This is a genomic window from Aquimarina longa SW024 (genome assembly GCF_001401755.1).
Lineage (GTDB): Bacteria > Bacteroidota > Bacteroidia > Flavobacteriales > Flavobacteriaceae > Aquimarina > Aquimarina longa.
Genome location: NZ_KQ474103.1, coordinates 278,505 through 301,081, shown reverse-complemented (window position 1 = coordinate 301,081; position 22,577 = coordinate 278,505). Strand labels below are relative to the sequence as shown.

Sequence of the window (22,577 nt, the reverse complement as noted above, 5' to 3'; positions counted from 1 at the left end):
GTAATCATTCTTTTAAGATAATAATTCCTTTTATTCCATTAATCCGAAACTTTCCTAAAGGAGTATTTTTTCCATAAATAGCATTAATCTCTCTGATTTTTTTTCTTTTATCGATTACATCAGTTTTTATGTTTGTAAAAGATTTTGGTATTCTCAATAAACCTTGTTCTAAAGAAGCACTAAAATCAATAGCTATGTTCTTGATGTTTATATTTAATTCAGAAGATTCTTGATTGATGGTTATATTAGGGTTCTTTTTTTGAATTTTAGAAACCCAAACATCAGCAACTTCTAGGGTAAGATTCATATCATCATATAATGTATCAATATTTATATTACTAAACATTAATTCTCCGTAGATCTTTCCTATTTTATATATAGTTATTTGATCTTTACTAGAGTGCATTTCTAACAATTCGGTATTTTCTATTTTTATGACTGATCCGCTGCTGTTTATTTTAAGGTCTTTAGATTCTGTAATATTAATTTCTCCATTTTTAGCCTGTATGTTTCCATAAGTGATTGCTTTTGTTTTTAATTTTCCAAATTTAATTTCTATACTAGCATTATTGACATCTTTGTTGAGCCACATATCACCATGTTTAATATTAGCTTTTAGTTTTCCATTCCAACCACTTATGATAATATCACCAAATTTATTTATGATATTGATCTCTGCATTAGAGGGGAGATGAATTGTATAGTCAATTTGAATATTTCCTTTGTCAAAATCAAATAGATTTGTTTTATTTAAAAGCCTAGATATTATATTATCATTCCTTTCTCCAATTACAGAATTAATATTTATAAAATCTTGTGTGTTATTAATTTCGGGATTAATACGTGTAAGTAGTTCTTCTGCATCTTCCTTTTTCTTTTTACTCACCAATATTGAGATTTCAATTTCTATTGTTTTTTTATCCCATCCATTAATAATTACGTTTCCATACTTGTTTTCTATATGTAATTCTCCCGCATTAGTCATGGGATAAGCTTTTTCTATCTTCTTTGATACTTTTTCTTGCGCTCTTATATTATTTGTAAATACTAGTAATATAGGAATCAATAAAAGGTATTTATAAAATATAACTTTCATTATCATTTAATTTTTTAGAATCATTGATCTGTTTTAATAGATTTTCGATCAGTTCGATTCTTTTTTTGTAATTATTAACAATGGCTTCTAAGATATATTCATTGTTAAGGTTCTTATTCATTTCTAGTTTTAAAACTTCATATTCTTCATCTAATTCGTCCATAAAAGACAAGAATTTTTCTTTATCTTCGATATGAAGTTTTGGATTATTTTTTACAAGTTTTACTTGAAAAGAGACTAAATCTTTGTAATAGGTATCTATATCTCGTAATTCTTGATGTACAATATTATTTTGATTATTATGGTGAAATACTGAAGTAGTAAAAAGATTTATTACGGTAAAAGCTCCTATTAAAATAAGTATGCTAGCAGCTATTTTTAGTAAAGGAGATTTTCTCCATAACCAAATTGTTTTTGTAGGAGAATCCAAGTTAGACTCAATATTCTGCCATATTTTTGATTTATCCGCAGTATATTCATCGAATAAATCCTTATTTCCTTTTATAAGTTTTTCAAAATCGTCCATTCTATAATGTATTTACAATTTCAACTAATTTTTTCTTAGCTCTATGATATTGCGATTTAGAAGTAGAAATCGTAATTCCTAATATTTCTGCAATTTCTATATGATCATATCCTTCAATAAGGTAGAGAGTGATAATCTGTCGATATCCATTAGGTAAAGTTTTAATACCTTTTTTTATTTTATTAATGTTGATTGATGCAACAATAGGTTCGTTAGACTCGATCTCATTACTAATATGATAATTATGTTGATCAAGAGATGTAACAGGTATTCTTTTTAATTTTAAATGATTTATACTTTTATTAATAACTATTCTTTTTAACCAAGAACCAAAAGTGCTTTCATATCTAAAAAAGTTTAAATTCTTAAAAGCGTCTACAAAACTATCTTGGACAACATCTTCAGCATCTTCCTTTATACCTAACATACGCATACTAATATTGTACATGGCATCTACATAGAGCTCATATAATTTATATTGCGAATTCCTATCACCTGCCTTGCTTTTTTCTACAAGGTCTTTATGTGTATAAAGGATATTGGTTTCCAATTAGTTTTACTTGATTGTAAATTTCCTTAAAAGTACTTTTATTTCCTGTCTATTGCTATAGACAATTCAAAAATACAAGGGTTGCATATGATAAAAATTATTTTTCATTTAAAATTATGGTAAAGAAACTGAGTTGTTTTTGTTAAAGATTAATATATAATTAATGTATTTTCTTAGTTTTTTATTTTCTTATTAAAACAATAAGAAAGTATAGGGTAATGATGTGCTAATTTTATTGATAAAAGAGATAAAAACCGAACCTACTTAGTTTAGGTCGGTATGAGGATTTGAAAAGTTTTATTAGATATTAATTTTACTCTTTTGTAAGTTAAGAGTTTTGTAGGTTCTATTTTGAAAATAGAGTAGGACTAAAAACTATAAAAACAAAGAAGGCTGTCTAAAAAGACAGCCTTGTACTAAATATTGTCAAAAATCGGTTATGATTCGATAATTGTATTTAATGTTTTACTAGGTCGCATTCCATTAGAAACTTTATCAACATTTGGCCAGTAATAACCTCCCATGTCAACAGTATTTCCTTGGGCTTCATTTAATTCAGTAATGATTTTAGTTTCGTTTTCAGTAAGTTGTTTCGCAACAGTTTTAAATTCACTTTGCAGTTCTTTGTCTAGTGTTTGTTCTGCTAAAGCTTCTGCCCAATAGAGTGCTAAATAAAAGTGGCTACCTCTGTTATCCAATTCATTTACTTTACGAGAAGGTGATTTTTTGTTTTCTAAAAATTTGATAGTTGCTTGGTCAAGAGCTTCTGCTAGGCGTATAGCTTTTGTATTATTAGTTGTTTCTCCAAGATGTTCTAGAGAAACAGCAAGAGCAAGAAATTCTCCTAAAGAATCCCATCGTAAGTGTCCTTCTTTATTGAATTGTTGAACATGTTTTGGAGCGGAACCTCCTGCACCAGTTTCAAATAAACCTCCACCATTCATTAGTGGAACAATGGATAGCATTTTTGCACTTGTACCTAATTCTAATATAGGGAATAGGTCTGTGTTATAATCGCGGAGTACATTTCCTGTAACAGAAATAGTGTCTTTTCCGTCTTTAATTCTTTCTAAAGAAAAACGAGTTGCCTCTATTGGCGACATAATTCTAATATCTAAGCCTGTAGTATCGTGCTCTGGTAAATAAGTATTTACCTTTTTGATTAATTCGGCATCATGTGCTCTGTTTTTATCTAGCCAGAAAATAGTGGGAGTGTTTGTTGCTTTAGCTCTGTTTACAGCAAGTTTTATCCAATCTTTAATTGGCGCATCTTTGGTTTGACACATTCTCCAGATATCACCTTGTTCTACAGGATGTTCTATTAGAGTATTTCCAGATTCATCGATAACTCTAACAATCCCATTTCCTTGTATTTCGAATGTTTTATCATGTGACCCATATTCTTCAGCTTTTTTAGCCATAAGACCTACATTAGGAACCGTTCCCATAGTTGTAGGGTCAAAAGCACCATGTTGTTTACAGAAATCTATAGTCTCTTGGTATATACCTGCATAACTACTATCTGGTATAACAGCTTTAGTGTCTTGTGTGTTTCCTTGTGCATCCCACATTTGTCCAGAATTACGTATCATTGCGGGCATAGATGCATCTATAATTACATCACTAGGAACATGCAAGTTAGTGATCCCTTCATCGGAGTTAACCATAGCTAATTTTGGACCTTTTTCATAGCATGCTTGTATGTCAGTTTCTATCTCAACTCTTTTAGTGTCAGGTAGTTTTTTAATTTTGTTAATAAGGTCACCAAAACCGTTATTAACTTCTACGCCGATTTCTTCAAAAGTAGTTGCGTGTTTTTTGAATACATCTGCAAAAAATACTTCTACAGCATGCCCAAATATAATTGGATCAGAAACCTTCATCATGGTAGCTTTCATGTGTAAAGAAAACAGTACGTTTTTTTCTTTAGCATCAGCTATTTGTTCTTCAAGAAAAGTAATGAGTGCTTTTTTACTCATTATGGTTGTATCGATTACTTCTCCTTCGAGTAATGCTATTTTTTCTTTTAAAATAGTTGCATCTCCATTCTGATCTACAAATTCAATTTTTACATCTCCAGCCTTATCAATAGTAATTGATTTTTCATTTGAGCAAAAATCCCCACTAGACATAGTGGCAACATGTGTTTTTGAATCAGCGCTCCAAGCTCCCATAGAATGTGGGTTTTTTCTGGCATACTGTTTTACAGGTTTAGGAGCTCTACGGTCAGAATTTCCTTCCCTTAATACAGGGTTTACTGCACTACCTTTTATTTTATCGTATCGTTTTTTGATCTCTTTTTCTATCTCACTATTAGGTTCTTCAGGATAGTTCGGTATATCAAATCCTTGAAGTTGTAACTCTGCAATAGCAGCTTTTAATTGAGGTACAGAAGCACTTATATTAGGAAGTTTAATGATGTTTGCTTCAGGTTTTTGAGCGAGTAGACCTAATTCTTCTAGAGCATTTGTTTGCTTTTGCTTATCAGATAGTTTTTCAGGGAAGTTAGACAAAATTCTAGCAGCAAGTGATATATCTTTTGTTTCAATATTGATATTTGCTGTTTTGGTGAATTTTCTAACAATCGGTAAAAAAGAGTATGTAGCTAAAGCTGGTGCTTCATCAGTTTTTGTGTACACAATTTTTGAGTTATCAACTCCCATATTTTTGTTTTTTTATTTAGAGAGTCTGAAGCTTTTAAGCTTTACTGGTAGTAGATTCTCTAATTGTATTAGACTATAGTATAGATGGAAACTAATTCGCTATTTACTTGTGTAAAGTAAATATTATTACTTCTCTTTTTTTATAATAATTCTTATAAGATTAGTAATATTATATAGGTGTAAATTTCCGAGGACGAATATACAAATCTAGGAGTCTAAATGCAACCTGTGTGTGACTAGTTTTGAGTTTAGTGGTATTGAATTGTAGTTTTTTGAAAATTAGTTGAATGAAATATAAAATATGGAAAAATAGTTCTCTTTTTTTAATATATTCTTAAAAAATAAAAGCCATATCAAGAATATAAATATTTTGATATGGCTTCATTAGAAATAATTTTAATGTTAGCTGTTTTACCCGCTATTAAATAAAAACTTTCGTTATTTATAACATAAACCTTATTTCCAACTTTGAGTAGCTTTAAGTTCATCAAAATAATTGGTGAATTTTTTCTACTCTTTTGATTAATACTAGTACTTTACACTTAAATTACTTTTGTAATTTTTTACTAGAATTAATCTCTAAGACTATTTATAATTAAAAAGGTGTCAAAACTTAATTTTTTCTTTTGAATTTCATTTTGAAATGATTTTAAAATTAGAATTTTTAAATTGATTTCAAGGATGTACTCAAAAAAATAACTTTTGTTTTATATTTTTCTTAATTCTAAATAAGGCTTATTATTCAAAGAACTTTTGTTTAGATCATATAACTTAGAATTCTTGTGTCATCTTTCATTATATGTAATCCTATCATAAATTTAAGAAAAAATAAATCATTAAGTAGTGATTCGTATAAAATTAGTTATCAAATGGTTATGAACCAAAGTTGTTAACTTTTGTTCATAAAAAAGAGGTTGTCTTATTAAGACAACCTCTTTTTAGTTTTTTAAAGAAAAAAAATTAGTTTCTTTTTTCTTTAATACGTGCTTTTTTACCAGTAAGTTCTCTAAAGTAGAATATACGTGCTCTACGAACTTTACCTCTTTTATTTACTTCAATTTTTTGAAGTGCAGGTAAGTTTATTGGGAAAATACGCTCTACACCAATAGTTCCTGACATTTTTCTTATTGTAAATGTTTCAGTAGCTCCTGAGCCTCTTCTTTGGATTACGACTCCTCTAAAGAACTGCGTACGAGTTTTGTTTCCTTCCTTAATTTCGTAATAAACAGTAATAGTATCACCTGCAGAGAATTCAGGCATATCTTTTTTTACAACAAATTCGTTTTGTACGAATTTTACTAAATCTTCCATTTTTGATATGGTTTCATGGGTTTTATTAAAGCAACATTCACGATTTTCGCCAGAGGTTGATCTAATCAGGGTGCAAAAATACTTATTATTTATTGATCTGCAAGTATTTATTTGACTAAAAAAAGTAAATATTTTTTTAATTGAATAGTTTAAAAATTTAAGAACAGATGCAAAAATTAATTATAATAAGAATATATTTGTGTTTTCTTTCAAAAAGCGAAGCGCTTTAGAAATTTGTACCTCTACTGTTTTTATCGAAATACCAAGTTCTACAGCAATATCTTTATACTTCTTTTTTTCAAATTTACTTTTTATAAATATTTCTTTACAACGAGGGGGAAGTTTTTTTATTAAAGCATTGACTTTTTTTAGATTAGTGTCATATTCATTTTCTTGATCAAAGTAAGTGTCAAATATGGTTTCCCATTGTATTTGGTCTAAAGAATGTAACTTAACTTTTTCTTTTTTTATGTGCTGCAAGAATCGATTATGACAAGATTTGAAGAGGTAGTTTTTTAATGAGGAGGTGATTAAGATTGTATCTCTTTTTTCCCATATGTAAATAAACGTTTCCTGAACAATATCTTCAGAAAGAGAGTAATCATTACTTAATTTAAAAATATAATTGCATAGCCAATTGTAGTATTTAGAGAATAAATACTTATAAGCAATTGGATCTCCTTTTTTTAATTTTTTAAGTAATTTTTCTTCAGACATTTACTAATAAATAGTTATCAAATCTAATAAAAATTTAAAACTGAGTAAGGGTTTTTTGTAAAAATGTTATCCTATAGTTAAAATATTGCTATATGTGCAAAATGGATTCCATAATAGATAACTACATAAAAGATGAAATTTCTACAGAAGAAAAAAGAGATTTAATAAATTGGGTTGAAGAAAGTGAAGATAACTTAAATTATTTTAAAAAATATTTAGTCGAAAACAATGCCTATGATTTAAGAGATTTTAATTCAGAATCAGGCTATCAAAGGTTTGTAGAAACAATACTAGTAAAAAGAAAGAGCAAGCATAAATTTGTAATGTTTTATAAATATGCAGCAGTTTTTATAGGGCTTGTAGCAGTTGGATATTTGACTAAAATTAATTTTTTAGATACTGTTAATACTTTTCCTATTATTACTGATGTAAGTAATGATGCATTAAAAAATGAAGGGATCAGAATAAAACTTGCAGATGGTAGTATAAAAGCTATTACTATGAATAAGGATGAGATAGTGATTAATAGTAAAGGGGATACTATTGCTACTAAAAATAAAGATATTATTGATTTTACTTCTAATGCTGTTTCAGATACTACTGGATTAGCTTATACCGAAATATCTATCCCAAATGGAAAAACTTTTAAAATAAAATTAGCAGATGGAACTATGGTGTGGCTAAATGCTGGCTCAAAACTGCGTTTTCCACAAAATTTTGTAACTACTTCAGACAAAAGGCTCGTGTATTTGGAAGGTGAAGCCTTTTTTGATGTGGTAAAGGATATAAATAAACCATTTATTGTAAATACAAATAAGGTTAATATTCAGGTTTTAGGAACTCAATTTAATGTATCTAATTATGATACTGATAGTACAATAGAAACAACACTTGTTAAAGGGGCTGTAAAAGTTTATGAAGTTGATACTCCAGAACATCAAATTCAACTAAGCCCAAGTTACCAAGCTTCATTTGATAAAGAAAACAAATCTTTGATAAAAGAAAGAGTAGATACATCAATATATACAAGCTGGATGAAAAATAGATTAATGGTAAATGGTTTAACTTTTTCTAAAATCTTAAAAAAATTAGAACGTAGTCATAATGTCACTTTTATAAACAAAGCAAGAAACCTAGACGAAGAAATGTTTAAAGGAGAGTTTCGGAATGATCAAAACATAGAAACTATTTTAAAAACAATATCCTTAAGTACCTCTTTTACATATGAGATAAATCAAAATATTATTACAATATCAAAATAAAGAAAGGAAAGTGCTGTAACACTTTCCTTTCGGATGACCATTAAAAATTAAGTTTTAACAATCAAATTGCATTTCAAAATTATGAAAAAAAGTAATCACTATCGTGGTTTTCTATATGAAAACTATGATAAAAAAAGAACGAACCTTAAAATGAAATTATCTTTGGTTTTCATTTTTCTATTAATTCTACAGCTACCAGCAAATAGTGTTAGTTCACAGAGTAAACTTAAGTTTACTTATAAAAAGGTTCCGTTGAAAAAAGTTTTAGATGAGATCAAATCTCAATCAGATTATGATTTTTTTTACAACATTAAAGAAGTTAATGACGCAAAAAAAATATCATTTACGGCAAATAATGAAACTGTTATCGTTGTTTTAAAAAGGTTAACTTCTCAAGAAGGTTTGAAATATGAGATAAATGATAATCAAATTATATTGACTAAAGAAACATATTCTAATAAAGCACCTAAGCCCGAAATACAAAAAAGAGAGGTAAAAGGTACTGTAAAAGATAATAAGGGAGCACCATTACCTGGAGCAAATATCTTAATAAAAGATACAGATATAGGTACGCTCACAGATTTTGATGGAAATTTTTCTATAGAAGTACCAGAGGGTAGTAATATTTTGGTTGTTTCTTATTTAGGTTTTGCTACTGCAGAAATTGATATTACTGATAAGAGTATTGTATCGATCTCTCTAAAGAGTGAGGCAGATCAATTAGAAGATGTAGTTTTAATAGGTTCCAGATCTAATGTAGCAAGAACTAATGTTGAGAGAGCTGTTCCTGTAGATGTGTTAAAAACAGAAGATTTGGTATCTACAGGGCAAACAGAATTAGCTCAACAGATTCATTTTCAAGCTCCATCATTTAATTCGACCAAATATGGTATTGTTAATGTAACATCTTATGTAGATCCAGCTACACTTAGAGGATTAGGGACCGATCAAACGCTTGTACTTATAAACGGAAAAAGAAGGCATCAATCTGCAGCATTAAATGTAAATAGAGTAGTGGGTAGAGGTTCTGTAGGTACAGATCTTAATGCAATCCCATCAGCGGCAATAGAGCGTATTGAAATATTAAGAAATGGTGCTGCAGCTCAATATGGCTCGGATGCAATTGCAGGAATTGTGAATTTAGTGCTTAAAAAGAGTACAGAAAAGAACTCTTTGGTAGCCAAGAGTGGAATGTCATCAAGAGGAGATGGTACGGTTTATGACGTTTCGGTAAATTTGGGAAATAGAATAGCTAATAAAGAAGATAGTTATTTAAATACTACATTTTGGTTTCATCATAATGATGAAACAGATAGAAAAGATAGATATACAGGATTTGTTTTTGATAGAGATGATGCTGCAAATGATGAAATATTAATTGGGCAAAGAGGTTTTGATAGAGATAGAGATGTAAAAACACAATTTGGTCAATCTCGAAATACTATGGGAGCTATGTTTTTTAATGGAGCTTATCCTATTAGTGAAAATTGGGAAATTTATGGATATGGAGGGTTATCTCATAAAAAACTATTGTCATTCGGTTTTTTTAGACAACCAGGTCGTGTAGAAAGAGCTGTTCCCGAAATCTATCCTTTTGGCTATTCGCCTTTATATCCTGCGACTTCTACAGATGCACAAGCATCACTTGGAATTCAGAATGATCTTAGAGATGGATGGAATTTTGATTTAAGTGTTACCTACGGAAAAAATTGGTTAGCTACCTATGTAGAAAATGGAGCAAATGCCAGTTATGGTATTTTTACCCCAACAGAATTTTATTTAGGGAATAATAATTTTGGACATACATCTATTAATTCGAGTATTTCTAAGACTTACCAAGATTTGAATGCATTAAAATCTTTGACACTTTCTTTTGGAGCAGAATACAGAAATGAAGAGTATCAAATTACTACAGGGGATAGAGTTTCATATTCTCAAGGTCCTTTTGCTGATGTAGGAGAGTTTTCTTCAAGTGGTAAAATAGGATTTTCTCCTAGAGAAGCTGTAGACAAAAATCGTTCTAGTTTTGGATTTTTTACTGATATAGAGTCAGATATTTCTGAAGTTTTGTTAGTAGGTGCTGCTGCAAGATTTGAGAATTATGAGGGTTTTGGGTCTAATATTTCAGGAAAAGTTAATGCGCGAATAAAATTTACAAAAAATCTATCATTAAGAGCCTCTGTGAATAGAGGGTTTAGAGCTCCTTCGTTACATCAGTTAAATTTTAGTGCTAATGACCCTCAATTTGGTATTAACGCAAGTGGGGAAGATGACTCTATTAATATTTTACATATTCGTAATGATGATCCTGTAGTAGCACAACTTGGTTATGGCGATTTAGATGCAGAAACCTCATTAGATTTTAATGTTGGATTAACAGCAAAACTTGGTCAAAAACTTTTATTTACACTCGATGCATATCAAGTTCAGGTAAAAGATCGTATTATTATTTCTGAATCATTAGATGTTAATGATGTTGGACTACCTCAATTATTTACAGAAGAAAATATAGCAGAGATACAGTTTTTTACTAATGCAGTTGATACCAAGACAACAGGAATAGATTTTGTTGGAACCTATACAGAGAAATTTGGCGCTAATGATGATAAGATATTTAATACAACACTTTCTGCAACATTTAATAAAACAGAGTTTGATAGTGCAATTAGAACTTCTGCAGAGTTACAGCAATTAGGAGTAACAGAAGTAGTTGGAGATAGAATGCAAGGTCTGGTAGAAGTAGCTCAACCAAAAAGTAAAATTATCTTGTCTCTTGATTATAAGTCCAAAATATTTTTTACAAACCTTAGATTTACAAGGTTTGGAGAGGTTTCTGATGTAGATTCAAGAGATGATAATGGTAATTTTCAGGTTAAAGACCCTAAAATTGTTACCGACTTTTCTCTAGGGTTTAATTTTTCTGAAAGAATTAGCTGGAACGCTTCGGTAAATAATATTTTTGACGCCTTCCCTGATAGGAACGAATTCGGAGGTACATTTAATGGCCTTTCTCCTTATGGTAGATCTACAAGCCAATTTGGAGTTATGGGTACTTTTTTTAGTACAGGTTTTAATCTGAATTTTTAATACAAATTAATTTAAAAAACATAGTATTCTGGCTCATGTAACCCCAAAAGGTTCATGAGTTAGAATACTTATAAATACTAGCTTATGAGCAGAAAAAAAATAGGGTTATTTTCTGGGATAATTGTTTTCATTATTTTTTTGATACTTCCCATACCAAAAGAATTAAGTAGAGAAGCTATGATAGCTGCTGGTACTGCATTATTAATGGCAATATGGTGGCTTACAGAAGCTATTCCTGTTTTTGCAACTTCGTTTGTGCCGTTGGTATTATTTCCATTGTTTGGAGTCCTGAAATCGAAAGAAGTAGCTTTAAGTTATGGGCATAATTATGTTTTAATGCTTCTAGCGGGAATAATTATTGCTAAAGCTATCGAATCGCAAAATTTACATAAACGAATCGCTCTTTTAACCATTAGTTTAATAGGTGTAAATAAAAAGAAAATAATATTGAGTTTTATGATTTCTACTGCCTTTTTATCTATGTGGATAGCCAATGTGGCAGTGGCGCTTATGATGCTTCCTATCGGTTTGTCTGTAATTAAAAAAGAAGAAACAGATGATTCTGATTCTAATTTTGGTTTGGCATTAATGGTATCTATTGCTTATGCAGCTAGTATCGGAGGAATAGGATCTTTAATAGGTACTCCTCCCAATTTGGTTTTTGCAGGTATTATAGAATCCTTATACCCAGAAGCTCCGCAGATAACATTTTCTGACTGGATGCTTATTGGTTTACCGCTTACTGTAATTTTATTACCGATAACATGGTTGTATATCATTAAGTTTTTTAAAATAAAAGGAGAAATCCCTGGGTCAATGGAGATAATTAGTGAGGAGTTAAATAAATTGGGTAAGATAACTTCTGGCGAAAAACGAGTTGTGGTTGTTTTTTTAATTACTTCTCTCGGATGGATCTTTAGAAAGGATTTGGTGTTTGGAGATTTTATATTTCCAGGTTGGAGTTCTCTGTTAGGAGTTTCTTCATATGTACATGATGCTACAATTGGTATGTTGGGAGTTTTACTTTTGTTTTTAATTCCTAGTGGAAATAAGAAAGGAACTAAAAAAGCTAAAAAAGCTCTTATTACTTGGAAACAAGCAGAAAGTGTTCCTTGGGGTGTTGTGATTTTAGTAGGAGGTGGTTATGCAATTGCTAAAAGCTTTGTGAATACAGGGCTTGCAGAGTGGATAGGAAGTCAGGTAACTGTGTTAGAGAATACATCTACTTTATTAATTGTTTTTCTAGTGGTTCTGGCAATAACATTTTTAACAGAAATAAATTCTAATACAGCTACTGCAAATATATTTATGCCCATCTTGGCTACAGTAGCTATAGCAAATTCAACGCATCCGTTTTTATTAATGATTCCTGCAACATTCGCTTGCTCGTGCGCTTTTATGCTTCCTTCAGGAACAGGTACTAATGCGGCGATATTTGCAAGTGAACGAATTACAATTCCGCAAATGGCCAAAACTGGTTTTTTGATGAATTTTATAGCTATACTTATAATTACACTGATATCATATTTGATAGTAGTACCATTACTTGATCTTGGGCAATTGCCAGAATGGGTAAAATAATGGGTTATAAGTTTTGTTTAATTGTTTTAAGTGTATAAAAACCTTTCTAGAGAAGGTTTTTATACATAATCGGTATTTAATAATGAATAAGCTTTAATGATGATTATAAAAAACTATTCGTCTAATAAATCTGGTCTTAATTTTTGTGTCCTTTGATAAGCTTGTTCTTCTCGCCAAGTTTCAATTTTAGGAAAATTACCTGAGGTAAGAACTTCAGGTACTTTCCATCCATTATACTCAGCAGGTCTTGTGTAGATTGGGGGAGCTAATAAATTATCTTGAAAAGAATCTGTAAGAGCCGAAGTTTCATTACCAAGAACTCCAGGAATGAGTCGAATGATTGCATCGCATAATATTAATGCTCCTAATTCTCCTCCTGATAGTACATAATCCCCTATAGAGATTTCTTTAGTAATAAAATGATCTCTTACACGTTGATCTACACCTTTATAATGACCACAAAGGATAATTAGGTTACCTTTTAAAGATAATTGATTGGCCATTCCCTGATGAAGAGTTTTTCCATCCGGAGTCATATATATGACTTCATCGTATTTTCTTTCTGATTTTAATTTGGAGATGCACTTATCTATAGGTTCTATCATCATTACCATTCCGGCACCACCTCCAAATTGATAATCATCAACTTGTTTATAATTGTTGTTGGTGTATTCTCTAAGGTTATGAAAATGTACTTCTACTAATCCTTTTTCTATAGATCGCTTCATTATAGAGGCTTCAAAAGGACTTTTTAGAATTTCGGGAACTACTGTGATAATATCTATACGCATTTTTTTCATCAAATTCATTACTGAATGTAAAAATGCAAAAGTATATAATAAAAATTTAGAAATGGACTATTTAGCACCGGTCTTACGCTGTTTATTGATTTCGTCTTGTAGTTTTCTCATTACTTTTTGTTCTCTTTCTAGAGCTCTACGTCTATGATCTTCAAATTCAGCTTCGGTTTCTGCTAATACCTTTCGAGATGCTATTGTTATGGCATTACTATTTTTAAATTTATATATAAAAAAAGCGAGTAGTGCTATGAGTATGCCTATAATAACTAGCATGATAGTATTGTAACTTGATTTGGTTACTGCAATCCCTAAAAAACTCATGCTGTCTTTCTCTAGAGTTACTCCAGAAAGATTCTCATTCGTTTTGGCAAGAGATTCTTCAAGCCCAGTTATCGTTTCTTGTTGTTTCGTGATTTTAGTATTGGTTGTATTTAGTTTTGATTCTAATGTTTTTATAGTGTCTATAGTATTAGTTTTGAGTTTATCTAACCAAATACGCTTTACTACTTTGTATTCTTGATATTTTCCAGATTTTTTTATAACTATATCAAATTGACCTTCGATCTTTTCCTGTTTTAAAGCTTGGGTAACAGTTGTGTTATCTTCCTGTGCATATGAGATTTCAAGAAAAGATAGAAGTAGCGTTAAAACTAATAGATACTTTGGTAATTTCATATTATTGATGTTAAATTTTTTTAATGGTTAGATATGCCCCTAATAATGTAGTGGTAGTTATGAGGATAAAAATAACTAGATTACTTATGGTATAGGGAGTAGTATTATATGTTATTTCTTTTGGTTATTAATTTCTTCTGTAACGGTAATAAATGTACGATATTGTAAGTAATTAAAAACTTTTTTTTTAGAATTAAATTAACTCCCTTTATTTTAGTGTCAATTGTTTGTTAATTAGTTAATTGTATGCTGTATGTAAGAGGTTTTAAAATGCGATGTTTACAATATGTTATATTGGGTTTAAAAAAAAGTCGCTACTTGTACAGGTAACGACTTATCTAATTTGTATAAAACTACTTGTTAGTAGTATGTAAAACGCCTTACTTTAGCGATGTATTTTGATAACCTAATTACTTGATGACTATATCCATACTCATTATCATACCATACATATAAAACAGTATTTTCTCCTTTTGAATCTACAATAGTTGCATTACTATCATATATTGATGGAGCAGAAGAACCTATAATATCACTAGATACTAACTCGTTATCTAAAGAGTATTTTATTTGCTCTACTAGGTTTCCTTCTAAGGCATATTTTTTAAGTACGGCATTCATACTCTCTTTAGAGGTTTTTTTCTCTAAATTAAGATTTAGTATTGCCAATGATCCATTAGGAACAGGAACACGTATTGCATTAGAGGTTAATTTTCCTTCAAAACTGGGTAATGCTTTAGAGACAGCTTTTCCGGCTCCAGTTTCTGTAATGACCATGTTTAATGCTGCTGCACGCCCTCTTCTATATTTGCTGTGCATATTATCTACCAAATTTTGGTCATTAGTATATGCATGTATTGTTTCGAGATGTCCATTAATAACTCCAAAACTTTCATCTACAGCTTGTAGGATGGGAGTAATAGCATTGGTAGTACACGATGCTGCAGAAAAGATGTTCACTTTGTCAGGGTCATGCTCTTTGTGATTAACACCATGTACAATATTAGGTATTCCTTTTCCTGGAGCTGTAAGTAGTACTTTATCAATTCCTTTAGCTGCAAGATGCCTGCTTAGTGCTTCTTTATCTCTAAATGCTCCTGTATTGTCAATAAGTAATGCATTTTCAATACCATATGCAGTGTAGTCGATATCTTCAGGTTTGTTAGCACTGATAATTTTTACTGTAGTTCCATTTATAATAAGAGAACTATTTGCTAAATCTGTTTCTACAGTACCAGCAAAGTCACCATGTACAGAGTCACTACGAAGTAATGAGGCTCTTTTTTCTAATATATCTTGTGTTATAGCTCCTCTGGTTACAATTGCTCGAAGTCTTAATTGACTTCCTTTGCCAGTAATAGTCATTAATTCTCTTGCGACTAAACGACCTATTCTGCCAAAACCATAAAGTACTACATTCTTTGGAGAAATTGGTTGGAACTTTTTAGCATCTTTTAGTTTATCCTGTACAAAACCATTTATAGAGCTGTATTCATCACTTGCTAAATGATACTCATATGTAAGTTTACCTATATCCAATTTTGATGGAGGTAAATTCATCAACTTTATAGCTTGTGCAATTTCTGCAGAATCGAAAATTGAAATTGGTTTTTGTACGAATTCACCCGCGTATTCATGTAAATTGATAATTTCGCTTACATTTTTATCAATTAATTGATTGCGGAAAAGGACTAACTCAATAGAGTTGTCGTACCATAAGTCGCTTACTGTTTTTATAAATGCTACTGTTGCGCGACGTCTGTCTGCCTGAAAGGCTAATTCTTTTTCATAAACTTCGTTAGAGCTCATAATGTGTTGTGTTTTACAGTCTTGAAATTTCGTGCAAAAGTATATATTTCAAACGTTTTCGTGAAACCTTTTATGAAAAAAAATCCCATTACTTTAAAAAAGTAATGGGAGTGTCCAATATACAGGTGTTTTATTCTACTTATTGAAATACAAATTCCCTTTTCTTACCATTTTGATCTACTAGACTAATAGTAATGTCATCATCTTTGTATTTACTTTCGATTATTTGTTTTACTTCGAGGACATTAGTAACTTTTATTCCGTCTATTTCGCTAATTATAAGTCCTTTTAGGTTGTATCTCTTCATTCTAGAGTTTAGTGCTTTGCTTATTACAACTCCATGATCAAGGTTAAAGTTTTTTAAATAGCCTTTAGGGGGGTTCATAACTTCTACGCCTACATCATCTAAGTTATATTTTTGGATTTCATATTTTGATAATGTGACTGGTAATGTTAGTTCTTTTTTCTTACGTAATATTTTTACGTTGATTATATCTTTAGGTCTTTTGCTATTTACATATCCTGTTAAATCTGCGAATTTCCGTATAGGAAGTCCGTCTATTTCTCTGATAACATCACCTTCTAAAATACCAGCTTTTCTTGCACCGCTCTCTTCTGATACAGATACGACAAGTACTCCTTGTGAAGTAGAGATGTTATATTTTTCCATGGTAGTTGGATTTATTGAACTTCCGATTATCCCTAATATACCTCGTTGTACCCCTCCAAACTCTATAATATCATCTATGATTTTTTTTGCATTATTAGAAGGTACGGCAAAGGCATATCCGACATAACTTCCTGTTTGTGAGGTTATGGCAGTATTGATACCAATTAGCTCTCCTTTTGTGTTTACTAATGCTCCACCACTATTGCCGGGGTTGATTGCAGCATCAGTTTGTATAAAGGATTGAACTTTATCATCAGACTCATCTAAGTCTCTTGATTTTGCACTTATAATTCCTGCAGTAACAGTAGAGGTAAGATTGAAAGGGTTGCCTACAGCAAGTACCCATTCTCCGATCTTAGCTGAGTTAGAGTCGCCAAAGGGGATGTATGATAATTTCTCGTTAGCATCAATCTTGATTAATGCTATATCAGATTGTGGAGCAGTACCTATTATCTTTGCTTTGTAAGTTTTGTTATTGTTTAATGTTACTTCTAGGTCAGAAGCTCCATCGATTACATGGTTGTTGGTTACGATATACCCATCTTCTGTAATAATAACTCCAGACCCCGCACCTTGAATTCTTCTTTCTTGAGTTCCTCCATTTCGAAAGAATTCCATTAAATTTCTGGGTGTTCTTGAGATTCCATATTGTTTAACATGTACTACTGCATTTACAGTTTTTTCTGCGGCTAATGTAAAATCAATACTAGCGATAGATGCATTTGTAGTATTGGTATTGGTGACTTTGTAATTCGTAGGGATTAGGTTTGGTTGAATTTTACTTTCTTTAGTGATTACAGTTTCTTGCTCCAAAAACATTTTGTAAGCACTAAGAGTAATTATTCCAGCAAGAATAGCTACTGTCAATAAGCTCAAAAATCTTTTCATGTTCTTCTTTTTTAATTTGGTTTTACTAAATAATACTTTAATAGACTGTCGTTATTTATTAAAATTACAATTATCATATACTTTTTTTATGATATTTAACCTACAATTAACAACGGTTTTATGTTTACATTCTTTGTACCTTTGTCTTTCATAATTTAATTTAATAATGGTTCTTACTTTTTATAAATATCAAGGTACAGGTAATGATTTTGTAATCATTGATAATAGAGAATCAATACTCTCCAAAAATAATACCAAATTGTTTGCTAAACTTTGCGATAGAAAATTTGGTATAGGGGCTGATGGTTTAATGCTTTTAGAACTTCCTAAAAATAAGGAGGATGACTTTACTATGGTGTATTTTAATGCTGATGGTAATGAGAGTTCTATGTGTGGTAATGGTGGAAGATGCTTAGTAGCATTTGCAGCTTTTTTAGGAATTGTGAAAGATACGGCGACTTTTACTGCGATTGATGGAAAGCATCAGGCAGAAATTAAAGATGGGTTGGTACATTTACAAATGCAAGATGTTTCTAAGATAGAGAGGTATGATACTCATTTTTTTTTAGATACAGGTTCTCCTCATCATGTAGCAATGGTTGATGGGTTAGCTGATTATGATGTTAAAAATAAAGGAAGAGAGATTAGGAATGGAGCACCTTATTTTAAAGCAGGAAGTAATGTGAACTTTGTAGAGCAAAAAAACGGAAACGTATTTTCGGTACGAACATATGAAAGAGGAGTAGAAGACGAAACGTTATCTTGTGGGACAGGAGTTACGGCGGTAGCACTCTCTATGCATGAAACTAGATTAACTGATAAAGAGGAGGTGATTGTTATTGTGCAAGGAGGAGAATTAAGGGTTACTTTTCGAAAAACACAAAATGGATATGAAAATATATTTTTGATAGGTCCGGCAGAGCAGGTTTTTAAGGGAGAATTTATATGGTGACATTAAGAGGAGAAAATATCTATTTACGAGCTCTTGAACCAGAAGATCTTGAGTTTATTTACAGCATAGAAAATGATGAGCAAATATGGGAGGTGAGTTCTACTCAGACTCCATACTCTAGGTTTTTGATTAAGCAATATTTAGAACATGCACATAAAGATATTTATGAAGTTAAACAATTACGATTAGTTATTTGCTCTAATGATGATGTTATTTTAGGTTTGATAGATTTATTTGATTTTAACCCTACTCATAATAGAGCTGGGGTTGGTATTTTGATAGTAGAAAAGAGTAATAGAGGTAAAGGGTATGGAGCAGAAGCTTTAGGGCTTGTTAAGGAGTATAGCTTTACTCATCTTCATCTTCATCAACTATATGCAAATATCTCTGAAGATAATTCAGTGAGTATTAGGTTGTTTGAAAATAAAGGATTTATTAGGGTAGGAGTAAAGAAAGAATGGAATTTAGTAAAAGATGTTTATAAAGACGAATTTTTATATCAATTAGTATATGTACATTAAAAAGATACTATTAATTATTGCATTATTGGGAATGATTGCAGGAGGAATTTTTGCATATTATGTTTATCAGGCTGTTTTTTCTCCTAATACTAGTTTTGAAACTAAAACGGTTACTCTCTATATACCTACAGGAACTACTTATACAGAACTTATCGAAGTGATTAGCCCTGTAGTTAAAGATATTTACAGTTTTGATAGAATTGCGAGGAGAAAAGGGTATATAGATAATATTAAAGCAGGACGATATATTATACAAAAAGAGGAGAATAATAATCAGATTATAAATACCTTGAGGAGTAAAAACTCACCTATTCATATTAGTTTTAATAACCAAGAAAGATTAGAGAATCTTGCAGGAAGAATCGCAATGCAGATTGAAGCAGACAGTGTTTCTTTGTTGAGAGCATTTAAAGAAGAATCTTTTTTGAATGAAAAAGATTTTTCTGTAGAAACGGCTATAGCGATGTATATTCCTAATAAATATGAATTCTTTTGGAATACATCTGCAGAGCAATTTAGAGATAGAATGTTTAAAGAGTATAATCGCTTTTGGAATGAATCTCGTAAATCAAAGGCAAAAAAGATTGGTTTAACTAAAAATCAAGTTATTACGATTGCTTCGATTGTGCAAAAGGAAACAGCAAAAGTCGATGAGCGACCAAAGGTTGCTGGTGTGTATATGAATAGGTATACTAATGGTTGGAAACTAGATGCAGATCCAACTGTAATCTATGCAATCAAAAGGCATCGTAATGATTGGAATACTATTATAAAAAGAGTTCTATATAAAGATTTGGAGTTGGATAGCCCATATAATACTTATAAATATGCAACATTACCGCCAGGACCAATAGCTATGCCAGATATTTCATCAATTGATGCTGTTCTTAATTACGAAAAGCATGAGTATTACTTTTTTGTTGCTGATGTAGAGAATTTCGGATATCATAAGTTTGCTAAAACTTTAAGTCAGCATAATCGTAATAAGAAACAGTATATCAATTGGATTAATAAACAAGGATTGAGACGATAAAAATCATACTTTTTTTGTAAGAAAAAAATGCTTTTCTCTTTTTTATAGAATAGTAAATGATATGAATTTTTCTATAAAAAAATAATTCTTTTTTGAAAATTAGTAGTAGTGCAATATTTATTTTTTACCGACTAAAATACTTGATTTGACGTTTAAGTGCTGATTTTTAACCTTTTTTAAGACTTTTTGAGTGATTTTATTCCTGTAAATCACTGTTTTTCAGTTAAATGTAAAATTTTGTTATATTTTATATGAGTGTAAAAAAAAAACGTATATTTGCACCGCAAAAATTTAAGTAGATGGGAGCATCTTTTTGATGGCTACTTAGAAAATTTTTATATGATAAAGAAGATAATTGGATTGTCTATATTACTTACAATTGTAGGGGGGCTTTTATTAAGTTTTACAGTAAAAAAGAGTATAGATTTTAGTTCTTATAGTACTGCGGGGTTAGATTTGTATTATGTCGCACCTAATTTTAATGAGATTGAAGATGAAGAAGAAGAGTTTGTTGCTTTAGTACTCGGAAAATCTTACATAGGGTTTAAAGAAGCTGTTGCTTTTAAGGAATCAAGAGGTGATTATGGAGTGGTGAACCAGTTTGGGTATTTGGGGAAATATCAGTTTGGAAAAGGTACTCTTGCTTTGATCGGAATTAAAGGAATGAAGAAGAGTGAATTCCTTTCTAATCCAGAGCTTCAGGAAAAAGCATTTTATGCAAATTTGTCTAGGAATAAATGGATTTTACGTAGAGATATTAAGAGGTGTGAAGGTAAGTGGATTAATGGAGTAGAGGTTACGGAGTCTGGTATCCTCGCTGCAGCTCATCTGTCTGGACCAGGGGCTGTGAAAAAATATTTACGTAGCGGTGGAGTAGAAGGTTTTTCTGATGCTTTTGGGACAACAATACGGTATTATATGAAACGATTTGGAGGATATGATCTTTCTTTTGTGGTTTCTGATAGAAAAGCAAAAGCAATTTAATTCTTTAGTCTCTTTGAATAATGTATATAGTAGGTCTTTTGTGAAGGTTTACTATTTCTTTTTTCCATTTCTCTATGGTTTTAGTTGCAATAAATTCTGTAGTTAATGTGATATCACAAGCAATACATAAGCGTGTACTAGGGTGTAATATTGTAGTGAGATCTGCAAACATTTTGTCATTTCTATATGGTGTTTCAATAAAAATTTGTGATTGATTTTTTTCTAAAGATATTTTTTCTAAATATTTAATTGTTGACTTTCTTTCGTTTTTATCAATTGGTAGATAGCCATTGAATGTAAAATTCTGACCATTCATTCCACTACTCATCATAGCTAATACTATTGATGAGGGACCAACAAGGGGTGTTACGGTAATGCCTTTTTCATGAGCTATTTTAATAACTTCAGCTCCTGGATCTGCAATTCCAGGGCATCCAGCATCGGATAGCAATCCAATAGGTTCTCCGTTTAGACAAGGGATGAGGTAGTCTGGTATTTCGGAGGTATCAGTGTATTTGTTAACGGTATTTATAGTGATAGCGCGTTGCGATTTACTAGGACTTACTTTTTTTATAAATCTTCTCGCGGGTTTTTCATTTTCTACGATATAATGATTTACTTGTTCTAATACCTTTTTAATGGATATAGGGAGTACTTCTAAGGGCATATCATCTCCTAATCTAGTTGGGATTAGGTATAGTTTTCCTTTTGGGTTTAGAGGGGTAGGTTCCATAGGGTGTTTTTATATCTATTTATAGCTTGTGTTTTTTTTATAAAACACGTATTACTGGTGTTGACCTTTTTTTAGGTTTAATGACTAAAATAGTATTATTTTTTTTATTGTAATCTATCGTGGTGCTATTTTTTATGGTACATGTGTGTTGTGAAAATAAAAAAAAGCGCAGGGTTTATGCTTTGAGTTTTAAAGCAATAGTATCGCAGGCTTTGTTAAGTATCTTAAATACGTCTTCAAAACCTTGGTCTCCACCGTAATATGGATCAGGAACATCTAAGTTGCTACCGGGGTAAATCTCATTTAGGATACATTTTACTTTATCTTTTTCTTGGTTGTTCTTAGCTAATTTAATGATGTCTTGATAGTTAGAGTTGTCCATAGTGTAGATATGGTCATAGGTTTTGAAATCATCATTTTTAAACTGAGCAGCTTTTTGTTTTGCGATGTCTATTCCATATTTTTTAGCAATATTAATGGAGCGACGATCAGGTTTACTTCCAATATGATAACTGCTGGTTCCGCAGGATTCAATGATATAGTTATTAGAGTCTAGTTTAGATTTTAAAATACCTTCTGCCAATGGTGATCTACAGATGTTACCAAGACATACCATTAAAATTTTAATTTTCATGTACTTGTTTTAAAGAGTTACTTTGTTCTTGGTTGTGGTATTATCACTATTGTGTAACTAGAGTTGTAATCCTATTATTATGTAA

General features: G+C 30.8%; 19 protein-coding genes. 7 read left to right on the top strand and 12 right to left on the bottom strand.

Features of this window, described 5'->3' with window-relative positions:
* Positions 1 to 4: 4 nt before the first annotated feature.
* The 6 genes from N456_RS19050 to N456_RS19025 form a co-directional block, all read right to left on the bottom strand.
* Positions 5 to 1,096 carry a hypothetical protein gene (locus N456_RS19050; RefSeq protein ID WP_062060578.1) on the bottom strand — a complete coding sequence of 364 codons (1,092 nt, stop codon included), beginning with the start codon at positions 1,094 to 1,096 and terminating at the stop codon, positions 5 to 7.
* Positions 1,077 to 1,622, bottom strand: coding sequence for a hypothetical protein (locus tag N456_RS19045; RefSeq protein WP_062060576.1), 546 nt, complete (start codon positions 1,620 to 1,622; stop codon positions 1,077 to 1,079). Before N456_RS19045 ends, N456_RS19050 begins: the two co-directional genes overlap by 20 nt.
* Before the next feature lies 1 nt (position 1,623).
* Positions 1,624 to 2,172 (bottom strand): RNA polymerase sigma factor, encoded by a 549-nt coding sequence (locus N456_RS19040; RefSeq protein WP_240315556.1) that lies wholly within the window; start codon positions 2,170 to 2,172, stop codon positions 1,624 to 1,626.
* A gap of 437 nt (positions 2,173 to 2,609) precedes the next feature.
* On the bottom strand, positions 2,610 to 4,835 hold the full coding sequence (locus tag N456_RS19035) for an NADP-dependent isocitrate dehydrogenase (RefSeq protein WP_062060574.1): 2,226 nt from the start codon (positions 4,833 to 4,835) through the stop codon (positions 2,610 to 2,612).
* A 960-nt stretch (positions 4,836 to 5,795) separates the two neighbouring features.
* Positions 5,796 to 6,146 (bottom strand): 50S ribosomal protein L19, encoded by a 351-nt coding sequence (gene rplS, locus N456_RS19030; RefSeq protein ID WP_062060572.1) that lies wholly within the window; start codon positions 6,144 to 6,146, stop codon positions 5,796 to 5,798.
* A 180-nt stretch (positions 6,147 to 6,326) separates the two neighbouring features.
* Positions 6,327 to 6,863, bottom strand: coding sequence for an RNA polymerase sigma factor (locus N456_RS19025; RefSeq protein ID WP_062060570.1), 537 nt, complete (start codon positions 6,861 to 6,863; stop codon positions 6,327 to 6,329).
* A 101-nt stretch (positions 6,864 to 6,964) separates the two neighbouring features.
* Between N456_RS19025 and N456_RS19020 the strand changes: the two genes are divergently transcribed.
* The 3 genes from N456_RS19020 to N456_RS19010 all read left to right on the top strand — a co-directional run bounded on the left by N456_RS19020 (position 6,965) and on the right by N456_RS19010 (position 12,793).
* Positions 6,965 to 8,125 carry a FecR family protein gene (locus N456_RS19020; protein WP_158447934.1) on the top strand — a complete coding sequence of 387 codons (1,161 nt, stop codon included), beginning with the start codon at positions 6,965 to 6,967 and terminating at the stop codon, positions 8,123 to 8,125.
* 81 nt (positions 8,126 to 8,206) lie between these two features.
* Positions 8,207 to 11,212 carry a TonB-dependent receptor gene (locus N456_RS19015; RefSeq protein ID WP_062060566.1) on the top strand — a complete coding sequence of 1,002 codons (3,006 nt, stop codon included), beginning with the start codon at positions 8,207 to 8,209 and terminating at the stop codon, positions 11,210 to 11,212.
* A gap of 84 nt (positions 11,213 to 11,296) precedes the next feature.
* Positions 11,297 to 12,793, top strand: coding sequence for an SLC13 family permease (locus N456_RS19010; protein WP_062060564.1), 1,497 nt, complete (start codon positions 11,297 to 11,299; stop codon positions 12,791 to 12,793).
* 113 nt (positions 12,794 to 12,906) lie between these two features.
* On the opposite strand, the gene trmD is transcribed toward N456_RS19010, so the two are convergent.
* From trmD to N456_RS18990, 4 genes are all read right to left on the bottom strand, one after another.
* Positions 12,907 to 13,584, bottom strand: a complete 678-nt coding sequence (gene trmD / locus N456_RS19005; RefSeq protein ID WP_062060622.1) for a tRNA (guanosine(37)-N1)-methyltransferase TrmD — start codon at positions 13,582 to 13,584, stop codon at positions 12,907 to 12,909.
* 66 nt (positions 13,585 to 13,650) lie between these two features.
* On the bottom strand, positions 13,651 to 14,268 hold the full coding sequence (locus N456_RS19000) for a hypothetical protein (RefSeq protein ID WP_062060562.1): 618 nt from the start codon (positions 14,266 to 14,268) through the stop codon (positions 13,651 to 13,653).
* Between the two features lie 360 nt (positions 14,269 to 14,628).
* Positions 14,629 to 16,077, bottom strand: coding sequence for a glyceraldehyde-3-phosphate dehydrogenase (locus N456_RS18995; RefSeq protein WP_062060560.1), 1,449 nt, complete (start codon positions 16,075 to 16,077; stop codon positions 14,629 to 14,631).
* A 139-nt stretch (positions 16,078 to 16,216) separates the two neighbouring features.
* A complete protein-coding gene (locus N456_RS18990) occupies positions 16,217 to 17,635 on the bottom strand; it encodes a trypsin-like peptidase domain-containing protein (protein WP_062060558.1) in 1,419 nt (472 codons plus the stop codon).
* Between the two features lie 166 nt (positions 17,636 to 17,801).
* Here N456_RS18990 and dapF point away from each other — a divergent pair, with 166 nt between their 5' ends.
* The 4 genes from dapF (at position 17,802) to N456_RS18970 (ending at position 21,125) form a co-directional block, all read left to right on the top strand.
* Positions 17,802 to 18,587, top strand: coding sequence for a diaminopimelate epimerase (gene dapF, locus N456_RS18985; RefSeq protein ID WP_062060555.1), 786 nt, complete (start codon positions 17,802 to 17,804; stop codon positions 18,585 to 18,587).
* Positions 18,581 to 19,108: a GNAT family N-acetyltransferase gene (locus N456_RS18980; protein ID WP_062060554.1), complete on the top strand. Its 528-nt coding sequence runs from the start codon at positions 18,581 to 18,583 to the stop codon at positions 19,106 to 19,108. The genes dapF and N456_RS18980 overlap by 7 nt, the downstream gene beginning before the upstream one ends.
* A complete protein-coding gene (gene mltG, locus N456_RS18975) occupies positions 19,098 to 20,141 on the top strand; it encodes an endolytic transglycosylase MltG (RefSeq protein WP_062060551.1) in 1,044 nt (347 codons plus the stop codon). Before N456_RS18980 ends, mltG begins: the two co-directional genes overlap by 11 nt.
* Positions 20,142 to 20,480: 339 nt before the next feature.
* Entirely contained in the window at positions 20,481 to 21,125 is a 645-nt protein-coding gene (locus N456_RS18970) for a hypothetical protein (protein WP_062060550.1), read from the top strand.
* Positions 21,126 to 21,129: 4 nt separating this feature from the next.
* Here the strand turns inward: N456_RS18970 and N456_RS18965 are convergent, their stop codons facing one another.
* Together N456_RS18965 and N456_RS18960 are read right to left on the bottom strand one after the other, a co-directional pair.
* Complete coding sequence (locus N456_RS18965; protein ID WP_062060548.1) at positions 21,130 to 21,858, bottom strand: SAM-dependent methyltransferase; 729 nt, start codon at positions 21,856 to 21,858, stop codon at positions 21,130 to 21,132.
* Between the two features lie 175 nt (positions 21,859 to 22,033).
* Positions 22,034 to 22,492 carry a low molecular weight protein-tyrosine-phosphatase gene (locus tag N456_RS18960; RefSeq protein ID WP_062060546.1) on the bottom strand — a complete coding sequence of 153 codons (459 nt, stop codon included), beginning with the start codon at positions 22,490 to 22,492 and terminating at the stop codon, positions 22,034 to 22,036.
* Between the last annotated feature and the right edge of the window lie 85 nt (positions 22,493 to 22,577).